The sequence below is a fragment of the Jejubacter calystegiae genome, assembly GCF_005671395.1.
Taxonomy (GTDB): Bacteria; Pseudomonadota; Gammaproteobacteria; order Enterobacterales; family Enterobacteriaceae; genus Jejubacter; species Jejubacter calystegiae.
In genome coordinates this window covers 1405598-1421827 of sequence record NZ_CP040428.1, presented here as the reverse complement: position 1 = coordinate 1421827, position 16230 = coordinate 1405598, and the positions used below count along the sequence as shown (strand labels likewise).

11 protein-coding genes, 3 tRNA genes and 2 rRNA genes are annotated in these 16230 nt (G+C 55.6%); 3 read left to right on the top strand and 13 right to left on the bottom strand.

Annotated elements, in window-relative coordinates; translation table 11 throughout:
• Positions 1-106: 106 nt before the first annotated feature.
• Complete coding sequence (ilvC, locus tag FEM41_RS06535) at positions 107-1582, bottom strand: ketol-acid reductoisomerase (RefSeq protein ID WP_138095219.1); 1476 nt, start codon at positions 1580-1582, stop codon at positions 107-109.
• Between the two features lie 129 nt (positions 1583-1711).
• Between ilvC and ilvY the strand changes: the two genes are divergently transcribed.
• Positions 1712-2659, top strand: a complete 948-nt coding sequence (ilvY, locus tag FEM41_RS06530; protein WP_241666620.1) for an HTH-type transcriptional activator IlvY — start codon at positions 1712-1714, stop codon at positions 2657-2659.
• On the opposite strand, the gene ilvA is transcribed toward ilvY, so the two are convergent.
• The 6 genes from ilvA to ilvL form a co-directional block, all read right to left on the bottom strand.
• Positions 2660-4201: a threonine ammonia-lyase, biosynthetic gene (ilvA, locus tag FEM41_RS06525; RefSeq protein WP_138095217.1), complete on the bottom strand. Its 1542-nt coding sequence runs from the start codon at positions 4199-4201 to the stop codon at positions 2660-2662.
• 5 nt (positions 4202-4206) lie between these two features.
• On the bottom strand, positions 4207-6057 hold the full coding sequence (ilvD, locus tag FEM41_RS06520) for a dihydroxy-acid dehydratase (protein ID WP_138095216.1): 1851 nt from the start codon (positions 6055-6057) through the stop codon (positions 4207-4209).
• 68 nt (positions 6058-6125) lie between these two features.
• A complete protein-coding gene (locus FEM41_RS06515) occupies positions 6126-7061 on the bottom strand; it encodes a branched-chain amino acid transaminase (RefSeq protein WP_138095215.1) in 936 nt (311 codons plus the stop codon).
• A 20-nt stretch (positions 7062-7081) separates the two neighbouring features.
• Positions 7082-7339: an acetolactate synthase 2 small subunit gene (gene ilvM / locus FEM41_RS06510; RefSeq protein ID WP_138095214.1), complete on the bottom strand. Its 258-nt coding sequence runs from the start codon at positions 7337-7339 to the stop codon at positions 7082-7084.
• Positions 7336-8982 carry an acetolactate synthase 2 catalytic subunit gene (ilvG, locus tag FEM41_RS06505; protein WP_138095213.1) on the bottom strand — a complete coding sequence of 549 codons (1647 nt, stop codon included), beginning with the start codon at positions 8980-8982 and terminating at the stop codon, positions 7336-7338. Before ilvG ends, ilvM begins: the two co-directional genes overlap by 4 nt.
• A gap of 141 nt (positions 8983-9123) precedes the next feature.
• Positions 9124-9222: an ilv operon leader peptide gene (ilvL, locus tag FEM41_RS06500; protein ID WP_138095212.1), complete on the bottom strand. Its 99-nt coding sequence runs from the start codon at positions 9220-9222 to the stop codon at positions 9124-9126.
• A gap of 339 nt (positions 9223-9561) precedes the next feature.
• On the opposite strand from ilvL, the gene FEM41_RS06495 reads away from it, so the two are divergent.
• Positions 9562-11082, top strand: coding sequence for a YifB family Mg chelatase-like AAA ATPase (locus FEM41_RS06495; protein WP_138095211.1), 1521 nt, complete (start codon positions 9562-9564; stop codon positions 11080-11082).
• Positions 11083-11110: 28 nt separating this feature from the next.
• On the opposite strand, the gene FEM41_RS06490 is transcribed toward FEM41_RS06495, so the two are convergent.
• Positions 11111-11449 carry a MaoP family protein gene (locus tag FEM41_RS06490; RefSeq protein WP_138095210.1) on the bottom strand — a complete coding sequence of 113 codons (339 nt, stop codon included), beginning with the start codon at positions 11447-11449 and terminating at the stop codon, positions 11111-11113.
• 119 nt (positions 11450-11568) lie between these two features.
• On the opposite strand from FEM41_RS06490, the gene hdfR reads away from it, so the two are divergent.
• Positions 11569-12390 carry an HTH-type transcriptional regulator HdfR gene (gene hdfR, locus FEM41_RS06485; protein ID WP_138095209.1) on the top strand — a complete coding sequence of 274 codons (822 nt, stop codon included), beginning with the start codon at positions 11569-11571 and terminating at the stop codon, positions 12388-12390.
• 94 nt (positions 12391-12484) lie between these two features.
• Here the strand turns inward: hdfR and FEM41_RS06480 are convergent.
• From FEM41_RS06480 to FEM41_RS06460, 5 genes are all read right to left on the bottom strand, one after another.
• Positions 12485-12560: transfer RNA gene (locus FEM41_RS06480), tRNA-Trp, on the bottom strand.
• 8 nt (positions 12561-12568) lie between these two features.
• Positions 12569-12645, bottom strand: a tRNA-Asp gene (locus tag FEM41_RS06475).
• A 134-nt stretch (positions 12646-12779) separates the two neighbouring features.
• A 5S ribosomal RNA gene (gene rrf, locus FEM41_RS06470) occupies positions 12780-12895 on the bottom strand.
• A gap of 105 nt (positions 12896-13000) precedes the next feature.
• Positions 13001-15906 (bottom strand): 23S ribosomal RNA (locus tag FEM41_RS06465).
• 180 nt (positions 15907-16086) lie between these two features.
• Positions 16087-16161 (bottom strand) — tRNA-Glu (locus FEM41_RS06460).
• Between the last annotated feature and the right edge of the window lie 69 nt (positions 16162-16230).

The window sequence follows — 16230 nt, the reverse complement described above, 5'->3', positions numbered from 1 at the left end:
CCCCTGGAGGGACGTTGATGAGTGTTTGCTCCCTCTCCCTATGGGAGAGGGCCGGGGTGAGGGTGTTCTCACGCCCCCTCCAGTGAGAGCCGGGGTGAGGATTCTTTTAACCCGCTACCGCAATACGCTTCATATCGGTCATATAGCCACGCAGCTTACGGCCGACCTGCTCGATTGCATGGCCACGCACAGCTTCATTCACATCACGCAGCTGAGCGTTATCCACCGCACCGGCCTGCGCCGCTTTACCCAGATCACCCGGCTGCAGACGAGTCATAAATTCCTGCAGCAGCGGTACCGCGGCGTTGGCGAACAGGTAGTTACCGTATTCAGCGGTATCGGAAATCACCACGTTCATCTCATACAGACGCTTACGGGCGATGGTGTTGGCGATCAGCGGCAGCTCATGCAGCGACTCGTAGTAAGCCGACTCGGCAATGATGCCTGAATCCACCATGGTTTCGAATGCCAGCTCAACGCCCGCCTTCACCATAGCGATCATCAGTACGCCTTCATCGAAGTATGCCTGCTCTTCGATCTTGCCATCATACTGCGGCGCGTTTTCGAACGCGGTCGCGCCGGTTTCTTCACGCCAGGTCAGCAGTTTCTTATCATCGTTGGCCCAGTCGGCCATCATGCCCGAAGAGAATTCGCCAGAGATGATGTCATCCATGTGCTTCTGGAACAGCGGCGCCATAATCGTTTTCAACTGCTCAGAGAGTGCGAAAGCGCGCAGTTTCGCTGGGTTGGACAGGCGGTCCATCATCAGCGTGATACCGCCCTGCTTCAGGGCTTCGGTCACAGTTTCCCAACCGAACTGAATCAGCTTGCCAGCGTATGCCGGATCCGCCCCCTCTTTCACCAGACGGTCGTAGCACAGCAGAGAACCCGCCTGCAGCATGCCGCACAGGATGGTCTGCTCACCCATCAGGTCAGATTTCACTTCGGCAACGAAGGAAGATTCCAGCACCCCGGCGCGATGACCGCCGGTCGCCGCAGCCCAGGCCTTGGCGATAGCCATACCTTCGCCTTTAGGATCGTTTTCCGGGTGTACCGCAATCAGGGTCGGCACGCCGAAGCCGCGCTTGTACTCTTCACGCACTTCGGTGCCCGGGCACTTAGGCGCCACCATCACGACGGTCACATCTTTACGAATCTGCTCACCCACCTCGACGATGTTAAAACCGTGGGAATAGCCCAGCGCGGCACCGTCTTTCATCATCGGCTGCACGGCCTGCACCACGGCGGAGTGCTGTTTGTCCGGCGTCAGGTTGATAACCAGATCGGCCTGCGGGATCAGCTCTTCATAGGTGCCCACTTTAAAGCCGTTTTCGGTGGCTTTACGCCAGGAGGCGCGTTTTTCTGCGATGGCTTCAGCGCGCAAGGCATAGGAAACATCCAGCCCGGAATCACGCATGTTCAGCCCCTGATTCAGGCCCTGAGCACCACAACCGACGATGACCACTTTTTTCCCTTTCAGGTAGCTCGCCTCATCGGCGAACTCATCACGCGCCATAAAGCGACATTTACCCAGTTGCGCCAGCTGCTGGCGCAGATTTAACGTATTGAAATAGTTAGCCATTGTACAACTCCGTCGATGTCGTGGTGTGTTCGTTTTTCATAAGAATATCGTGCCGCATTTTCCTGCGGGGTATGGGCTCACTATATGACAGGAAATTCGTTGCGCAAATTGATATATTAACAACGTCATATTGCATATAACGCAACACAGAAATGGAGGGGAAACCCCGTGGACTTCCGTGACCTGAAAACCTTTCTTCATCTGGCCGAAAGCCGTCATTTCGGGCGTAGCGCGCGAGCCATGCACGTTAGCCCCTCCACGCTGTCACGTCAGATCCAGCGGCTGGAAGATGAGCTGGGGCAGCCGTTGTTCATCCGCGATAACCGTACGGTGACACTCACCGAAGCGGGTGAATCGCTGCGCCAGTTTGCCCAGCAAACCCTGTTGCAGTATCAACAACTGCGCCACACCCTGTCCCAACAAGGACCGTCGCTGTCCGGCGAATTGCATCTTTTTTGTTCAGTGACCGCCGCCTACAGCCATCTGCCACCCATTCTCGACCGCTTCCGCGCCGAGCATCCATCAGTCGAAATCAAGCTGACTACCGGTGACGCCGCAGACGCCGTGGAGAAGGCACTGTCGGGTGAAGCGGATATTGCGATTGCCGGTAAACCTGAAACCCTGCCCGCCGCTATCGACTTCGCCATGCTGGAGAATCTGCCGGTGGTGCTGATTGGCCCGGCGCTGGCCTGCCCGGTACGCAGCCAGGTCAGTGAATCGCAACCGGACTGGTCCCAGGTGCCTTTTATCCTGCCGGACCAGGGCCCGGTACGGCGACGCATCGAACTGTGGTTTCGTCGCCATAAGCTGAGCAACCCCTTTATCTACGCCACGGTTGCCGGTCATGAGGCGATGGTTTCTATGGTAGCGCTGGGCTGTGGCGTGGCGTTAATACCGGAAGTAGTACTGGAAAACAGCCCGGAACCAGTACGGAACAGGGTGACGGTGCTGGAACGCAGCGATGAGAAGACGCCGTTTGAACTGGGCGTCTGCGCCCAAAAAAAGCGGCTGCATGAGCCGCTTATTGGTGCTTTCTGGAAGATTGTTCAGCAGCGTAAAGAGCCTGCCGTACGTTAATCAGGCCAGGAAAAAGCGAAACGCCGGGTTTTGCGTCTCTTCATGGCACTCGTAGCCCAGCTCCTTCAGGCGGGTTTCGAAATCTGGCTCGTGGCTGCCCAGCTCAAAAGCCGCCAGCACCCGCCCATAGTCTGTGCCATGGCTGCGATAGTGGAACAGCGAGATGTTCCAGTGAGTCCCCAGGGTTTGCAGGAAGCGCAGCAGCGCCCCTGGCGATTCCGGGAATTCAAAGCTGTAGAGCCGCTCCTGCAGTGCCCGGGAGGGGCGGCCCCCCACCATGTAGCGCACATGCAGCTTCGCCATCTCATCGTCAGAGAGATCCACCACGCTGTAACCGCCCTGCCCCAGCAGATCGAGAATCTCCTGGCGCTCCTCCTGCCCGCGACTTAGCCGCACCCCCACAAAGATGCAGGCGGATTTATCATCGGCAAAGCGATAGTTGAACTCGGTAACCGCGCGTCCTCCCAGCAGTTGGCAGAACTTCAGGAAGCTCCCCTTCTCTTCCGGAATGGTGACCGCCAGCAGAGCTTCACGCTGCTCGCCCAGTTCGCAGCGCTCAGAGACATAGCGCAGGCCATGGAAGTTAACGTTGGCGCCCGAAAGCACATGCGCCAGGCGCTCGCCGCGAATGCCATGCTGTTGCACATATTTCTTCATACCCGCCAGCGCCAGCGCGCCGGAAGGCTCAGCGACTGCACGCACATCTTCGAACAGATCTTTCATGGCGGCGCAGATGGCATCGCTGTCTACCGTGATGATATCGTCGAGATATTCGCGGCACAGTCGGAAGGTTTCATCGCCAATGCGTTTAACGGCAACCCCTTCGGCAAACAGCCCGACTCGCGGCAGGTCTACCGGCTCTCCGGCCTCCAGCGCCGCTTTCAGGCAGGCGGAATCCTCCGCTTCCACCGCAATCACTTTGATCTGCGGCATCAGTTGCTTGATAAGCACCGCCACTCCAGCCGCCAGACCACCACCACCGACCGGAACGAATACCCGGTCAAGATGCGCGTCCTGCTGTAACAGCTCCAGCGCCAGAGTGCCCTGACCCGCCACCACAGCCGGGTGATCAAACGGCGGTACCCAGGTAAAGCCCTGCTGCTCAGAAAGCTCGATCGCCTTCGCTTTCGCTTCGTCGAAGTTATTGCCATAGAGCAGCACTTCGCCACCGAAACCGCGCACCGCATCCACTTTGATATCGGCCGTCGTCACCGGCATCACGATCAGCGCATCGATGCCCTGGCGACTGGAAGAGAGCGCAACGCCCTGGGCGTGGTTCCCCGCCGATGCCGTGATAACGCCACGCGCTTTTTGCTCTTCAGAAAGTCCGGCGATCATGGCGTAGGCGCCGCGCAGCTTAAAGCTGTGCACCGGCTGGCGATCTTCTCGCTTCACCAGCACCACGTTATCCAGCCTTGATGAGAGCTTCTCCATTTTCTGGAGCGGCGTGACCTGTGCGACCTCGTAAACCGGCGAGCGTAACACCGCCCGCAGATATTCGGCCCCGCACGGGGCCTCACCCAGAGGTTGGGACTCAGCCATGATGGTTAACCTCCCAGCTTGCTTTTGTCGCGCACGGCGCCTTTATCGGCACTGGTCGCCAGGCTGGCATAGGCACGCAGCGCAAAGGAGACCTGACGTTCGCGATTCCGCGGCGTCCAGGCCTGATCGCCCCTGGCTTCCTGAGCTTCACGACGCGCGGCCAGCTCCTGATCGCTGACTTCCAGTTGAATACCACGGTTAGGGATGTCAATGGCAATCATGTCGCCATCCTCGATAAGGCCGATGCTGCCACCGTTCGCCGCTTCCGGAGAAACGTGGCCGATGGAGAGTCCGGAGGTACCGCCAGAGAAACGACCATCGGTGATCAGGGCACAGGCCTTACCCAGTCCCATCGACTTCAGGAAGCTGGTCGGATAGAGCATTTCCTGCATGCCCGGGCCGCCTTTCGGCCCTTCATAGCGGATAACGACCACATCGCCCGCCACAACTTTGCCGCCAAGAATAGCTTCCACCGCATCATCCTGACTTTCGTAAACCTTAGCCGGGCCGGTAAATTTCAGGCTGCCTTCATCCACGCCTGCGGTTTTTACGATACAGCCATTTTCCGCGAAGTTGCCGTACAGCACCGCCAGCCCACCGTCCTGACTGTAAGCGTGCTTCAGCGAACGGATGCAGCCTTCGGCACGATCGTCATCAAGCGTTTCCCAGCGACAGTTCTGCGAGAAGGCCTGGGTGGTACGAATCCCCGCCGGGCCTGCGCGGAACATGCTCTTCACCGCATCGTCTTTGGTCAGCATCACATCATACTGCTCAAGCGTCTGCGGCAGGGAGAGACCCAGCACGTTTTTCACCTCGCGATTCAGCAGCCCGGCGCGATCCAGCTCCCCCAGAATACCGATAACGCCACCCGCACGGTGCACGTCTTCCATATGGTATTTCGGGGTACTCGGTGCCACCTTACACAGCTGCGGGACCTTACGAGACAGCTTATCGATATCACTCATGGTGAAGTCGATCTCGGCCTCCTGAGCGGCGGCCAGCAGATGCAGAACGGTATTGGTGGAGCCACCCATCGCGATATCCAGCGTCATGGCATTTTCAAACGCGGCCTTGCTGGCAATGTTACGCGGCAACGCGCTGGCATCATCCTGCTCATAGTAGCGTTTGGTCAGCTCAACGATCCGTTTACCGGCGTTCAGGAATAACTGCTTACGATCGGCATGGGTCGCCAGCAGCGAGCCGTTACCCGGCTGCGAAAGCCCCAGCGCTTCGGTCAGGCAGTTCATGGAGTTGGCGGTAAACATCCCGGAACAGGATCCGCAGGTCGGACAGGCAGAACGTTCCACCTCATTGCTCTGCTCGTCGGATACCTTCGGATCCGCCCCCTGGATCATGGCGTCCACCAGATCGAGCTTGATGATCTGATCGGAGAGTTTGGTTTTCCCGGCTTCCATCGGGCCGCCAGAGACGAAAATCACCGGAATGTTAAGGCGCAGCGAGGCCATTAACATCCCTGGCGTGATTTTATCGCAGTTGGAGATACATACCATGGCATCTGCACAGTGGGCATTCACCATATATTCAACAGAGTCGGCGATAAGCTCACGCGACGGCAGAGAATAAAGCATGCCCCCGTGCCCCATGGCAATGCCATCATCTACGGCTATCGTATTAAACTCTTTTGCCACCCCGCCTGAGGCTTCGATCTGCTCGGCAACCAGTTTCCCCAGATCGCGCAGATGCACATGCCCCGGAACAAATTGGGTGAAAGAGTTGACCACCGCAATGATGGGCTTTCCGAAGTCATTGTCGGTCATCCCGGTCGCGCGCCACAGCGCGCGGGCTCCCGCCATATTGCGGCCGTGTGTTGTGGTGGCGGAACGATACTTTGGCATGCGTTATTCACTCCCAGTCTGTCTGCATGTCCGGGCGATGCTTTGCCGCCCGGACAGAATCATTTTAATTACTTAGCGGGGTTAACCTGATCCAGCCAGCCCCATTTGTCTTCGGTTTCACCGGTGAACAGACCGAAGAAGGCCTGCTGGATGCGCTTGGTCACCGGGCCACAGCGGCCAGCGCCGACCTGAATGCCATCCACGCTACGTACCGGCGTAATCTCCGCTGCGGTACCGGACATAAAGACTTCATCAGCCAGATAGAGGGATTCACGGGACAGCACCTGCTCGCGAATTTCGATTCCCAAATCCTGCGCCAGCTTGATAATAGCGTCGCGAGTGATACCCGGCAGAGCGGAAGAGGTGAACGGCGGGGTAAAGAGAATGCCATCTTTCACTTCAAACAGGTTCTCACCGGCCCCTTCAGAGATATAGCCGTTGACGTCCAGCGCGATGCCTTCCTGATAACCGTGGCGGCGCGCTTCGCTGCCGACCAGCAGGGAAGAAAGGTAGTTACCGCCGGCTTTGGCGGCGGTCGGAATGGTATTCGGCGCGGCACGGTTCCAGGAAGAAACCATGGCATCAATACCCTGCTCCAGCGCTTCGGCGCCCAGATAAGCGCCCCACGGGAAGGCCGCGATAATCACGTCGGTGTTGTAGCCATCCGGCGGATTAACCCCCATACCCACATCGCCCACAAACACCAGCGGACGGATATAGGCGCTGGTCAGATTATTTTTACGAATCACTTCACGGCAGGCTTCCATCAACTCATCGACGCTCTGAGAAACCGGGAAACGATAGATTTTGGCTGAATCACGCAGACGCTGCATATGTTCACGATGACGGAACACCACCGGCCCTTTGTGAGATTCGTAGCAGCGGATACCTTCAAATACCGAGGTTCCGTAGTGCAACGCGTGGGACATGACGTGGACTTTCGCCTCGCCCCATGGGGTCATCTCACCATTGAACCAGATGTAATCAGCTTTCTTCGTTGTCATTTTTCTTCCTTTGGCGCTGCTCAGGCGCGTATTTGTTGCGATGTGGGTTGCTGGATCTCGACCCGGTCGACATCCACCAGTTTGCTTAACTGACTAAACAGTAATTCGACCGGTCGTGGGCTGGCAACGGTCAATTCGATATTAATGTTTTCCGTATTCAGCCCGGGCGCCATATTCATGGCACAGATATGAAAGCCGCGGTGGCGTATCACGCGCAATACGCGCTCCAGGGTCTCTGGACGAAAACGGGCCTGCACGGCAAGTTGATGTTGCATCATGATACTTTCTCCAGCATTTGTGAGTTACTGGCGCCGGGAGGCACCAACGGCCAGACGTTCTCAAGCTCATCAATCGAGACGTGAAGCAGATAAGGACCGTCGCTATTCAGCATGGCGTCCAGCGCCGCTTCCACCTGGTCTTTGCGGGTAATACGCTGGCCCGGAATACCAAAGGCGCTGGCCAGCGTCAGAAAATCGGGGTTATCGGAAAGGTCGGTTTCACTATAGCGTTCAGAGAAAAAGAGCTGCTGCCACTGGCGAACCATGCCCAACCGCTGGTTATCCAGTAGCAGGATTTTTAACGGCAGCTGTTTGCGTTTTACCGTTCCCAGTTCCTGGACATTCATCATGAAAGAACCGTCGCCGCTGATGCAAATAACGGTATCTTCCGGGCGCGCTACCTGTGCGCCTACCGCCGCTGGCAGGCCAAAACCCATAGTGCCAAGACCACTGGAGGTGATGAAGTTTTCTGGCCTGGTATAGGTCATATGCTGCGCAGCCCACATCTGATGCTGGCCCACATCCGTCGTAACCACGGCCTGCGGTGACTTACGCTCGGAGAGCTGCTTCAACAACAGAGGGGCGTAGATGGCCTCGCCGGGATGATCGTAGCGCCAGGCATGCTCGGCACGCAGCTGTGCAATATTCTGCTGCCAGGGAGAGATGGACAGCGGCTGCCTCAGTGCGGGCAGCAAGCGATTCAGATCGCCGCACAGCTCTACGTGGGCCTGGCGCAGCTTGCTCATCTCTGCAGGGTCGATATCCATATGAATAACCCGTGCATCCGGCGCAAAGGTGTTGAGCTTACCGGTAACCCGATCGTCAAAGCGGGCACCGACGGCAATCAACAGGTCGCTCTGCTGTACGGCCAGGTTAGCCGCCTTAGTTCCGTGCATTCCCAGCATACCGAGGTATCCCGGATGTTCAGCATCCACCGCCCCCAGCCCTTTCAGAGTACAGGTGGCGGGGATACCGGTAGCGGCCATGAAGTCCCGCAGCGCCGGAACGGCGCCGGCCATCCCGACGCCGCCGCCAACATACAGTACCGGACGCTCAGCCGCCGCCAGCATCTCCCACGCCTGAGCCAGCTCGGCCTGCGGCAACGATACGCTGTCCTGAACGGTGCTCAACAGCGGCGCAGGCTCGCCTTCCGCTACCTGAATATCTTTCGGAATATCGACCAGAACCGGCCCCGGACGTCCTGATTGTGCGACTTCAAAGGCCTGGGCGATAACGCGGGGCAATTCATCAAGCGACTGTACCAGGAAGCTGTGTTTGGTACAGGCCAGAGACAGGCCCAATACATCCACCTCCTGAAACGCATCGGTGCCAATCAACGGGGAAGCCACCTGACCGGTAATAGCAACAACGGGAATGGAGTCCAGCAAGGCATCCGCCAGGCCGGTCAGCAGGTTCGTGGCGCCCGGGCCGGAAGTCGCGATGCAGACTCCGGTATGACCGGTGGCTCGGGCATAGCCGATAGCCGCCATTGCCGCACCCTGCTCATGTCTGCACAGTAGGTGTTCCACTCCGCCGTCATAGAGCGCGTCATAGACCGGCATAATTGCCCCGCCAGGATAACCGAAAACTGTGTTAACACCCTGCGTTCGCAAAGCATGTACTACCCACTGCGCACCATTCATAGTTAAATCCCCGTCTCGTTACGGAAGAAACAGGATTTTATACTGTTGCTCATTCTCTGTTCCTCACCAAACATTGCTACAACCAACAAAAAACCCCCGGACCTTTCGGTGCGGGGGTTCTCTTCGATTCAGGCTTGATTTTTAAGCCTTTCTTCTCCCAAGTGCAGCCCCGCACGGTGGAATAATAATCACCACCACGCTAATCACGACCAGGCTGACCACTAGTAGAAGGGCTTTCATTAGATATTCGTTCACTAAACTCGTTCGAAGTAATGTCTAAAGAGTTACCACAGAGATCACACAAGTGACAAGATTTTTTTATGAATCATTTCATAAGCAGACGAAGTATTTATTAAAAAAATGTTATATTTCAAATAATAAGCCAGATGCGAAAAAAGTTCATTCATTGCGGGTATGATTCGCCAGCAGACATGGAGCCATAACGACGCGATCTGGCACACATTAATCATGAAAACACCGGAACAGGTAAAGATATGCGGGAATAAACTACGCAACCCGGAAAGAACGAACTGGCCTCCGGGCATAGATCGTCCATGATGGCGTATTCCGGGAGGCTTTATGACACTGTCTATTATTCATACACGCGCCGCACTGGGCATTACTGCTCCCCAGGTGACCGTCGAAGCACATATCAGCCAGGGACTGCCGGGGCTCACCATGGTTGGCTTACCCGAAACTACCGTAAAAGAGGCCCGGGATCGGGTACGCAGCGCCATTATTAATAGCGGATATCAATTTCCAGCCCGTAAGATCACCCTGAATCTGGCTCCGGCAGACCTGCCTAAGGAAGGGGGGCGGTTCGATCTTCCCATTGCTCTGGCGCTCCTGGCGGCCTCGGAGCAACTTTGTATCCGCCATCCTGAACGCTACGAGTTTCTGGGCGAACTGGCGCTTACCGGCGCGCTGAGGGGCGTTCCCGGCGCGATATCTGGCGCAATGGAGGGATTGCGCGCCGGCCGACAGGTGATCGTCGCGGCAGAGAATGAAGACGAGGTGGGTTTGATTGGGAAGCCGGGCTGTTTTATCGCCCATCAGTTGGCCGATGTCTGCGCCTTTCTGGAAGGTAAAACAATACTGCCAGAGCCCAGGGCCCCTCATCTCCCCCATATCAATGAACACCGGGATCTGTGCGATATTATTGGTCAGAGTCAAGGTAAGCGTGCCCTGGAAATCGCAGCTGCCGGGGGACATAATCTGCTATTACTCGGCCCTCCAGGCACCGGAAAAACAATGCTGGCAAGCCGGTTACCGGGACTGTTACCACCGCTGAGTAATACTGAGGCCCTGGAAAGTGCGGCAATACTGAGTCTGGTTAGCCCTCATAGCCTTCATCAACAATGGAGACAGCGTCCCTTTCGCGCCCCACATCACAGCGCATCGATGACGGCGCTGGTTGGCGGAGGCTCCATGCCCGGCCCCGGAGAGATCTCCCTGGCGCATAACGGCATTCTGTTTCTTGACGAACTGCCGGAATTTAGTCGAAGGGTACTGGAAGCTTTACGCGAACCTATAGAGTCTGGCGAGATCATCATCTCACGCACCCGAGCGAAAGTTCGCTATCCGGCCCGCTTTCAGCTGATCGCCGCAATGAACCCCAGCCCTTCGGGTGACTGGCAGGGAAATCAAAGCCACGGAGGATTGCAGCAAACGTTACGCTATATTAACCGGCTCTCCGGCCCCTTCCTGGATCGTTTCGATATGTCACTGGAAATTCCGCTTCTGCCGCCTGGCACTCTGTCAGGCCAACATTATCAAGGGGAGACCAGCGCTTGCGTACGTGAACGCATCACAGAGGCTTACAGGCACCAGAACGCACGTCAAAAACAATTAAACGCGCATCTGAATAATCAGGCGATACGTCGCTTTTGCTCGCTGTTGCCAGAAGATGCCCAATGGCTGGAAGAGGCACTCACCCGCCTGGAACTGTCTGTTCGGGCGTGGCAGCGTCTGCTCAGGGTTGCCAGAACGATTGCCGATTTGGAACATCAGCCACAAATCCAACGCCAGCACCTGCAGGAAGCGTTGAGTTATCGGGCTATCGATCGCTTACTTATTCATCTACGCAAAATGGTGGCGTAAAAAAGGGCCGACAGGCCCTTATCATTTATTAATCATCGGAGTCGCTGTAATCGTCAGCGCCTTCCATTTGCGGCTTTCCGCCAGAGAGGGTATGGAAACGTCGTGGACGATTGATACGCCCCATGTACTTAGTCCATACGCGCTCTTCTTCCGTCGCCGGTTCACGCTGACCGCGGCAAACCTCCACAAACTGCTTTTCAGCTTCTGTTGCAGGCTCACGCTTACCAAGGTTCAACTCATTGAAAGCGAACCCCAGGCGCTCCAGCAACTGGGCCTCTTTAATGGTGAAGTCACCATGACGGGAAAACCCGCGCGGGTAAAATTTGTTGTCGAAAAATCGATTAGTCGTCGAAAAGCTTTCCGCCATTCTGCACGCTCCTGATTATCCTGGACGAGCTAGTTATGGCGCGGAGTATTAGTTACGCTTGACAGAGTGTAAAACAAAACATTTAAATCATAACGACAAAAGATTTTTGGGGGAAAGGCGTGGATACGGAATTACTGAAAACCTTCCTGGAAGTGAGCAGAACTCGCCACTTTGGGCGAGCTGCCGAAGCGTTGTATCTGACTCAATCCGCAGTCAGTTTTCGTATCCGACAGCTTGAAAACCAGCTGGGTGTCAACCTGTTTACCCGACATCGCAATAATATCCGCCTTACGGCTGCTGGCGAACGCCTGCTCCCTTATGCGGAAAATTTGATGAATACCTGGATGGCGGCCAAAAAGGAAGTTTCAAACACCTCACGGCACAATGAATTCACCATAGGCGCCAGCGCTTCACTCTGGGAGTGCGTACTGTCACCGTGGCTACCACGGCTCTACAAAGAGCAGCCCGGTATGCAGTTCGAAGCGCGTATCGCTCAGCGTCAGTCTCTGGTGAAGCAGCTACACGAACGCCAGTTGGATCTCCTGCTCACTACCGAATCACCCAAAATGGATGAGATGAGCAGCCAGGTTGTCGGGCAGTTTAATCTGTCCCTCTTCTGCACAGCGCCGTCACGCCCCAAATCGGCATTAACCTATCTGCGTCTGGAGTGGGGGCCGGATTTTCAGCAGCACGAAGCGGGGCTGTTAATCAGCGATGATATTCCGCTGTTAACCACCAGTTCGGCTGAGATCGTGACACGTATGCTACCAGAACTGAATGGTTGCGCCTGGCTACCTGTCTCCTGGGCAACACAGCGGGAAGGGTTAAATCTGGTCAGCGACAGCGTTGAAGTAACCCGTCCTCTGTACGCTATCTGGCTGCAAAACTGTGACAAGCTAAATCAGCTTAGAGAAATCCTGAAGACCCCAGTAATCTTATAATCAGGATGATGAATAGAGCGATCTGAGGATCGCTTTCTGGCGGAAGGAAAAAAGCAAAAAAAAAATCCTTAGCGTTAGCTAAGGATTATTATTCTGGCAGGGGCGGAGGGACTCGAACCCCCAACACCCGGTTTTGGAGACCGGTGCTCTACCAATTGAACTACGCCCCTAAATAGGGTGGCGGAACGGACGGGACTCGAACCCGCGACCCCCTGCGTGACAGGCAGGTATTCTAACCAACTGAACTACCGCTCCACCGAATTTTTCTACTTTCTACTGCCACCGGGCATTACCCCGGTACTTTCTAATTTGATGCCTGGCAGTTCCCTGGTCCCGCATGGGGCGGGCCATACTGCCACCGGATATCACCCGGTACTTCTTAATTTGATGCCTGGCAGTTCCCTACTCTCGCATGGGGAGACCCCACACTACCATCGGCGCTACGGCGTTTCACTTCTGAGTTCGGCATGGGGTCAGGTGGGACCACCGCGCTCTCGCCGCCAGGCAAATTCTGTTCCGCTTACCGCCACACACGGCCATAAGCGTTTATCCGTCACAAGCTGATTTGATTCTGTCTCTCAACATCATACCAAAACATCTTTGGCGTTGTAAGGTTAAGCCTCTCGGGTCATTAGTACCGGTTAGCTCAACGCATCGCTGCGCTTACACACCCGGCCTATCAACGTCGTCGTCTTCAACGTCCCTTCAGGAGACTCAAAGTCTCAGGGAAGACTCATCTCGGGGCAAGTTTCGTGCTTAGATGCTTTCAGCACTTATCTTTTCCGCACTTAGCTACCGGGCAATGCAATTGGCATCACAACCCGAACACCAGTGGTGCGTCCACTCCGGTCCTCTCGTACTAGGAGCAGCCCCCCTCAGTCTTCCAGCGCCCACGGCAGATAGGGACCGAACTGTCTCACGACGTTCTAAACCCAGCTCGCGTACCACTTTAAATGGCGAACAGCCATACCCTTGGGACCTACTTCAGCCCCAGGATGTGATGAGCCGACATCGAGGTGCCAAACACCGCCGTCGATATGAACTCTTGGGCGGTATCAGCCTGTTATCCCCGGAGTACCTTTTATCCGTTGAGCGATGGCCCTTCCATTCAGAACCACCGGATCACTATGACCTGCTTTCGCACCTGCTCGCGCCGTCACGCTCGCAGTCAAGCTGGCTTATGCCATTGCACTAACCTCCTGATGTCCGACCAGGATTAGCCAACCTTCGTGCTCCTCCGTTACTCTTTGGGAGGAGACCGCCCCAGTCAAACTACCCACCAGACACTGTCCCCACGCCCGATTAGGGCGCCAGGTTAGAACATCAAACATTAAAGGGTGGTATTTCAAGGTTGGCTCCACGTGTACTTGCGTCCACGCTTCAAAGCCTCCCACCTATCCTACACATCAAGGCTCAATGTTCAGTGTCAAGCTATAGTAAAGGTTCACGGGGTCTTTCCGTCTTGCCGCGGGTACACTGCATCTTCACAGCGAGTTCAATTTCACTGAGTCCCGGGTGGAGACAGCCTGGCCATCATTACGCCATTCGTGCAGGTCGGAACTTACCCGACAAGGAATTTCGCTACCTTAGGACCGTTATAGTTACGGCCGCCGTTTACCGGGGCTTCGATCAGGAGCTTCTGGTTACCCATAACCCCATCAATTAACCTTCCGGCACCGGGCAGGCGTCACACCCTATACGTCCACTTTCGTGTTTGCAGAGTGCTGTGTTTTTAATAAACAGTTGCAGCCAGCTGGTATCTTCGACTGACTTCAGCTCCACCCGCAGGGGCTTCACCTACATGTCAGCGTGCCTTCTCCCGAAGTTACGGCACCATTTTGCCTAGTTCCTTCACCCGGGTTCTCTCAAGCGCCTTGGTATTCTCTACCTGACCACCTGTGTCGGTTTCGGGTACGATTCGTTGTTACCTGAAGCTTAGAGGCTTTTCCTGGAAGCAGGGCATTTGTCACTTCAGCACCGTAGTGCCTCGTCATCACGCCTCAGCCTTAACTTTCCGGATTTGCCTGGAAAGTCAGCCTACACGCTTAAACCGGGACGACCGTCGCCCGGATGACATAGCCTTCTCCGTTCCCCCATCGCAGTAACACCGAGTACGGGAATATTAACCCGTTTCCCATCGACTACGCCTTTCGGCCTCGCCTTAGGGGTCGACTCACCCTGCCCCGATTAACGTTGGACAGGAACCCTTGGTCTTCCGGCGAGCGGGCTTTTCACCCGCTTTATCGTTACTCATGTCAGCATTCGCACTTCTGATACCTCCAGCATACCTCACAGTACACCTTCAACGGCTTACAGAACGCTCCCCTACCCAACAACACATGAGTGTCGCTGCCGCAGCTTCGGTGCATGGTTTAGCCCCGTTACATCTTCCGCGCAGGCCGACTCGACCAGTGAGCTATTACGCTTTCTTTAAATGATGGCTGCTTCTAAGCCAACATCCTGGCTGTCTGGGCCTTCCCACATCGTTTCCCACTTAACCATGACTTTGGGACCTTAGCTGGCGGTCTGGGTTGTTTCCCTCTTCACGACGGACGTTAGCACCCGCCGTGTGTCTCCCGTGATAACATTCTCCGGTATTCGTAGTTTGCATCGGGTTGGTAAGCCGGGATGGCCCCCTAGCCGAAACAGTGCTCTACCCCCGGAGATGAATTCACGAGGCGCTACCTAAATAGCTTTCGGGGAGAACCAGCTATCTCCCGGTTTGATTGGCCTTTCACCCCCAGCCACAGGTCATCCGCTAATTTTTCAACATTAGTCGGTTCGGTCCTCCAGTTAGTGTTACCCAACCTTCAACCTGCCCATGGCTAGATCACCGGGTTTCGGGTCTATACCCTGCAACTTAACGCCCGGTTAAGACTCGGTTTCCCTTCGGCTCCCCTATTCGGTTAACCTTGCTACAGAATATAAGTCGCTGACCCATTATACAAAAGGTACGCAGTCACACCCATAAAGAGTGCTCCCACTGCTTGTACGTACACGGTTTCAGGTTCTGTTTCACTCCCCTCGCCGGGGTTCTTTTCGCCTTTCCCTCACGGTACTGGTTCACTATCGGTCAGTCAGGAGTATTTAGCCTTGGAGGATGGTCCCCCCATATTCAGACAGGATAACACGTGTCCCGCCCTACTCATCGAGCTCACAGCATGTGCATTTTCGTGTACGGGGCTGTCACCCTGTATCGCCGGACTTTCCAGACCGTTCCACTAATACACACGCTGATTCAGACTCTGGGCTCTTCCCCGTTCGCTCGCCGCTACTCAGGGAATCTCGGTTGATTTCTTTTCCTCGGGGTACTTAGATGTTTCAGTTCTCCCGGTTCGCCTCATTAACCTATGGATTCAGTTAATGATAGTGTGACGAATCACACTGGGTTTCCCCATTCGGACATCGTCGGTTATAACGCCTCATATCAGCTTACCGACGCTTTTCGCAGATTAGCACGTCCTTCATCGCCTCTGACTGCCAGGGCATCCACCGTGTACGCTTATTCGCTTAACCTCACAACCCGAAGATGTCTTCGTGTTGTAAGCTTGAGAGACCCATTAAACGGTTGTCCCGTTTATGGATTATCAATTTTCAGCTTGTTCCGGATTGTTAAAGAGCAAATATCTCAAACGTGACTCACTGAGCCAGTTTTGAGATATCGGGGGTAACATCTTTCACCTGTCACCGAGCAAGTGGCGTCCCCTAGGGGATTCGAACCCCTGTTGCCGCCGTGAAAGGGCGGAGTCCTAACCGCTAGACGAAGGGGACACGAAAAGTGTCACGACTTCGTAGCCGTCTTGCTTCTTTACTTTCATCAGACAATCTGTGTGGACACTG

Coding starts and splice junctions, on each gene's coding strand:
- ilvA (WP_138095217.1), bottom strand. CDS start 4,201: ATGGCTGAGTCCCAACCTCTGGGTGAGGCCCCGTGCGGGGCCGAATAT.
- ilvM (WP_138095214.1), bottom strand. CDS start 7,339: ATGATGCAACATCAACTTGCCGTGCAGGCCCGTTTTCGTCCAGAGACC.
- FEM41_RS06495 (WP_138095211.1), top strand. CDS start 9,562: ATGACACTGTCTATTATTCATACACGCGCCGCACTGGGCATTACTGCT.
- ilvC (WP_138095219.1), bottom strand. CDS start 1,582: ATGGCTAACTATTTCAATACGTTAAATCTGCGCCAGCAGCTGGCGCAA.
- FEM41_RS06515 (WP_138095215.1), bottom strand. CDS start 7,061: ATGACAACGAAGAAAGCTGATTACATCTGGTTCAATGGTGAGATGACC.
- FEM41_RS06490 (WP_138095210.1), bottom strand. CDS start 11,449: ATGGCGGAAAGCTTTTCGACGACTAATCGATTTTTCGACAACAAATTT.
- ilvL (WP_138095212.1), bottom strand. CDS start 9,222: ATGAAAGCCCTTCTACTAGTGGTCAGCCTGGTCGTGATTAGCGTGGTG.
- ilvD (WP_138095216.1), bottom strand. CDS start 6,057: ATGCCAAAGTATCGTTCCGCCACCACAACACACGGCCGCAATATGGCG.
- ilvG (WP_138095213.1), bottom strand. CDS start 8,982: ATGAATGGTGCGCAGTGGGTAGTACATGCTTTGCGAACGCAGGGTGTT.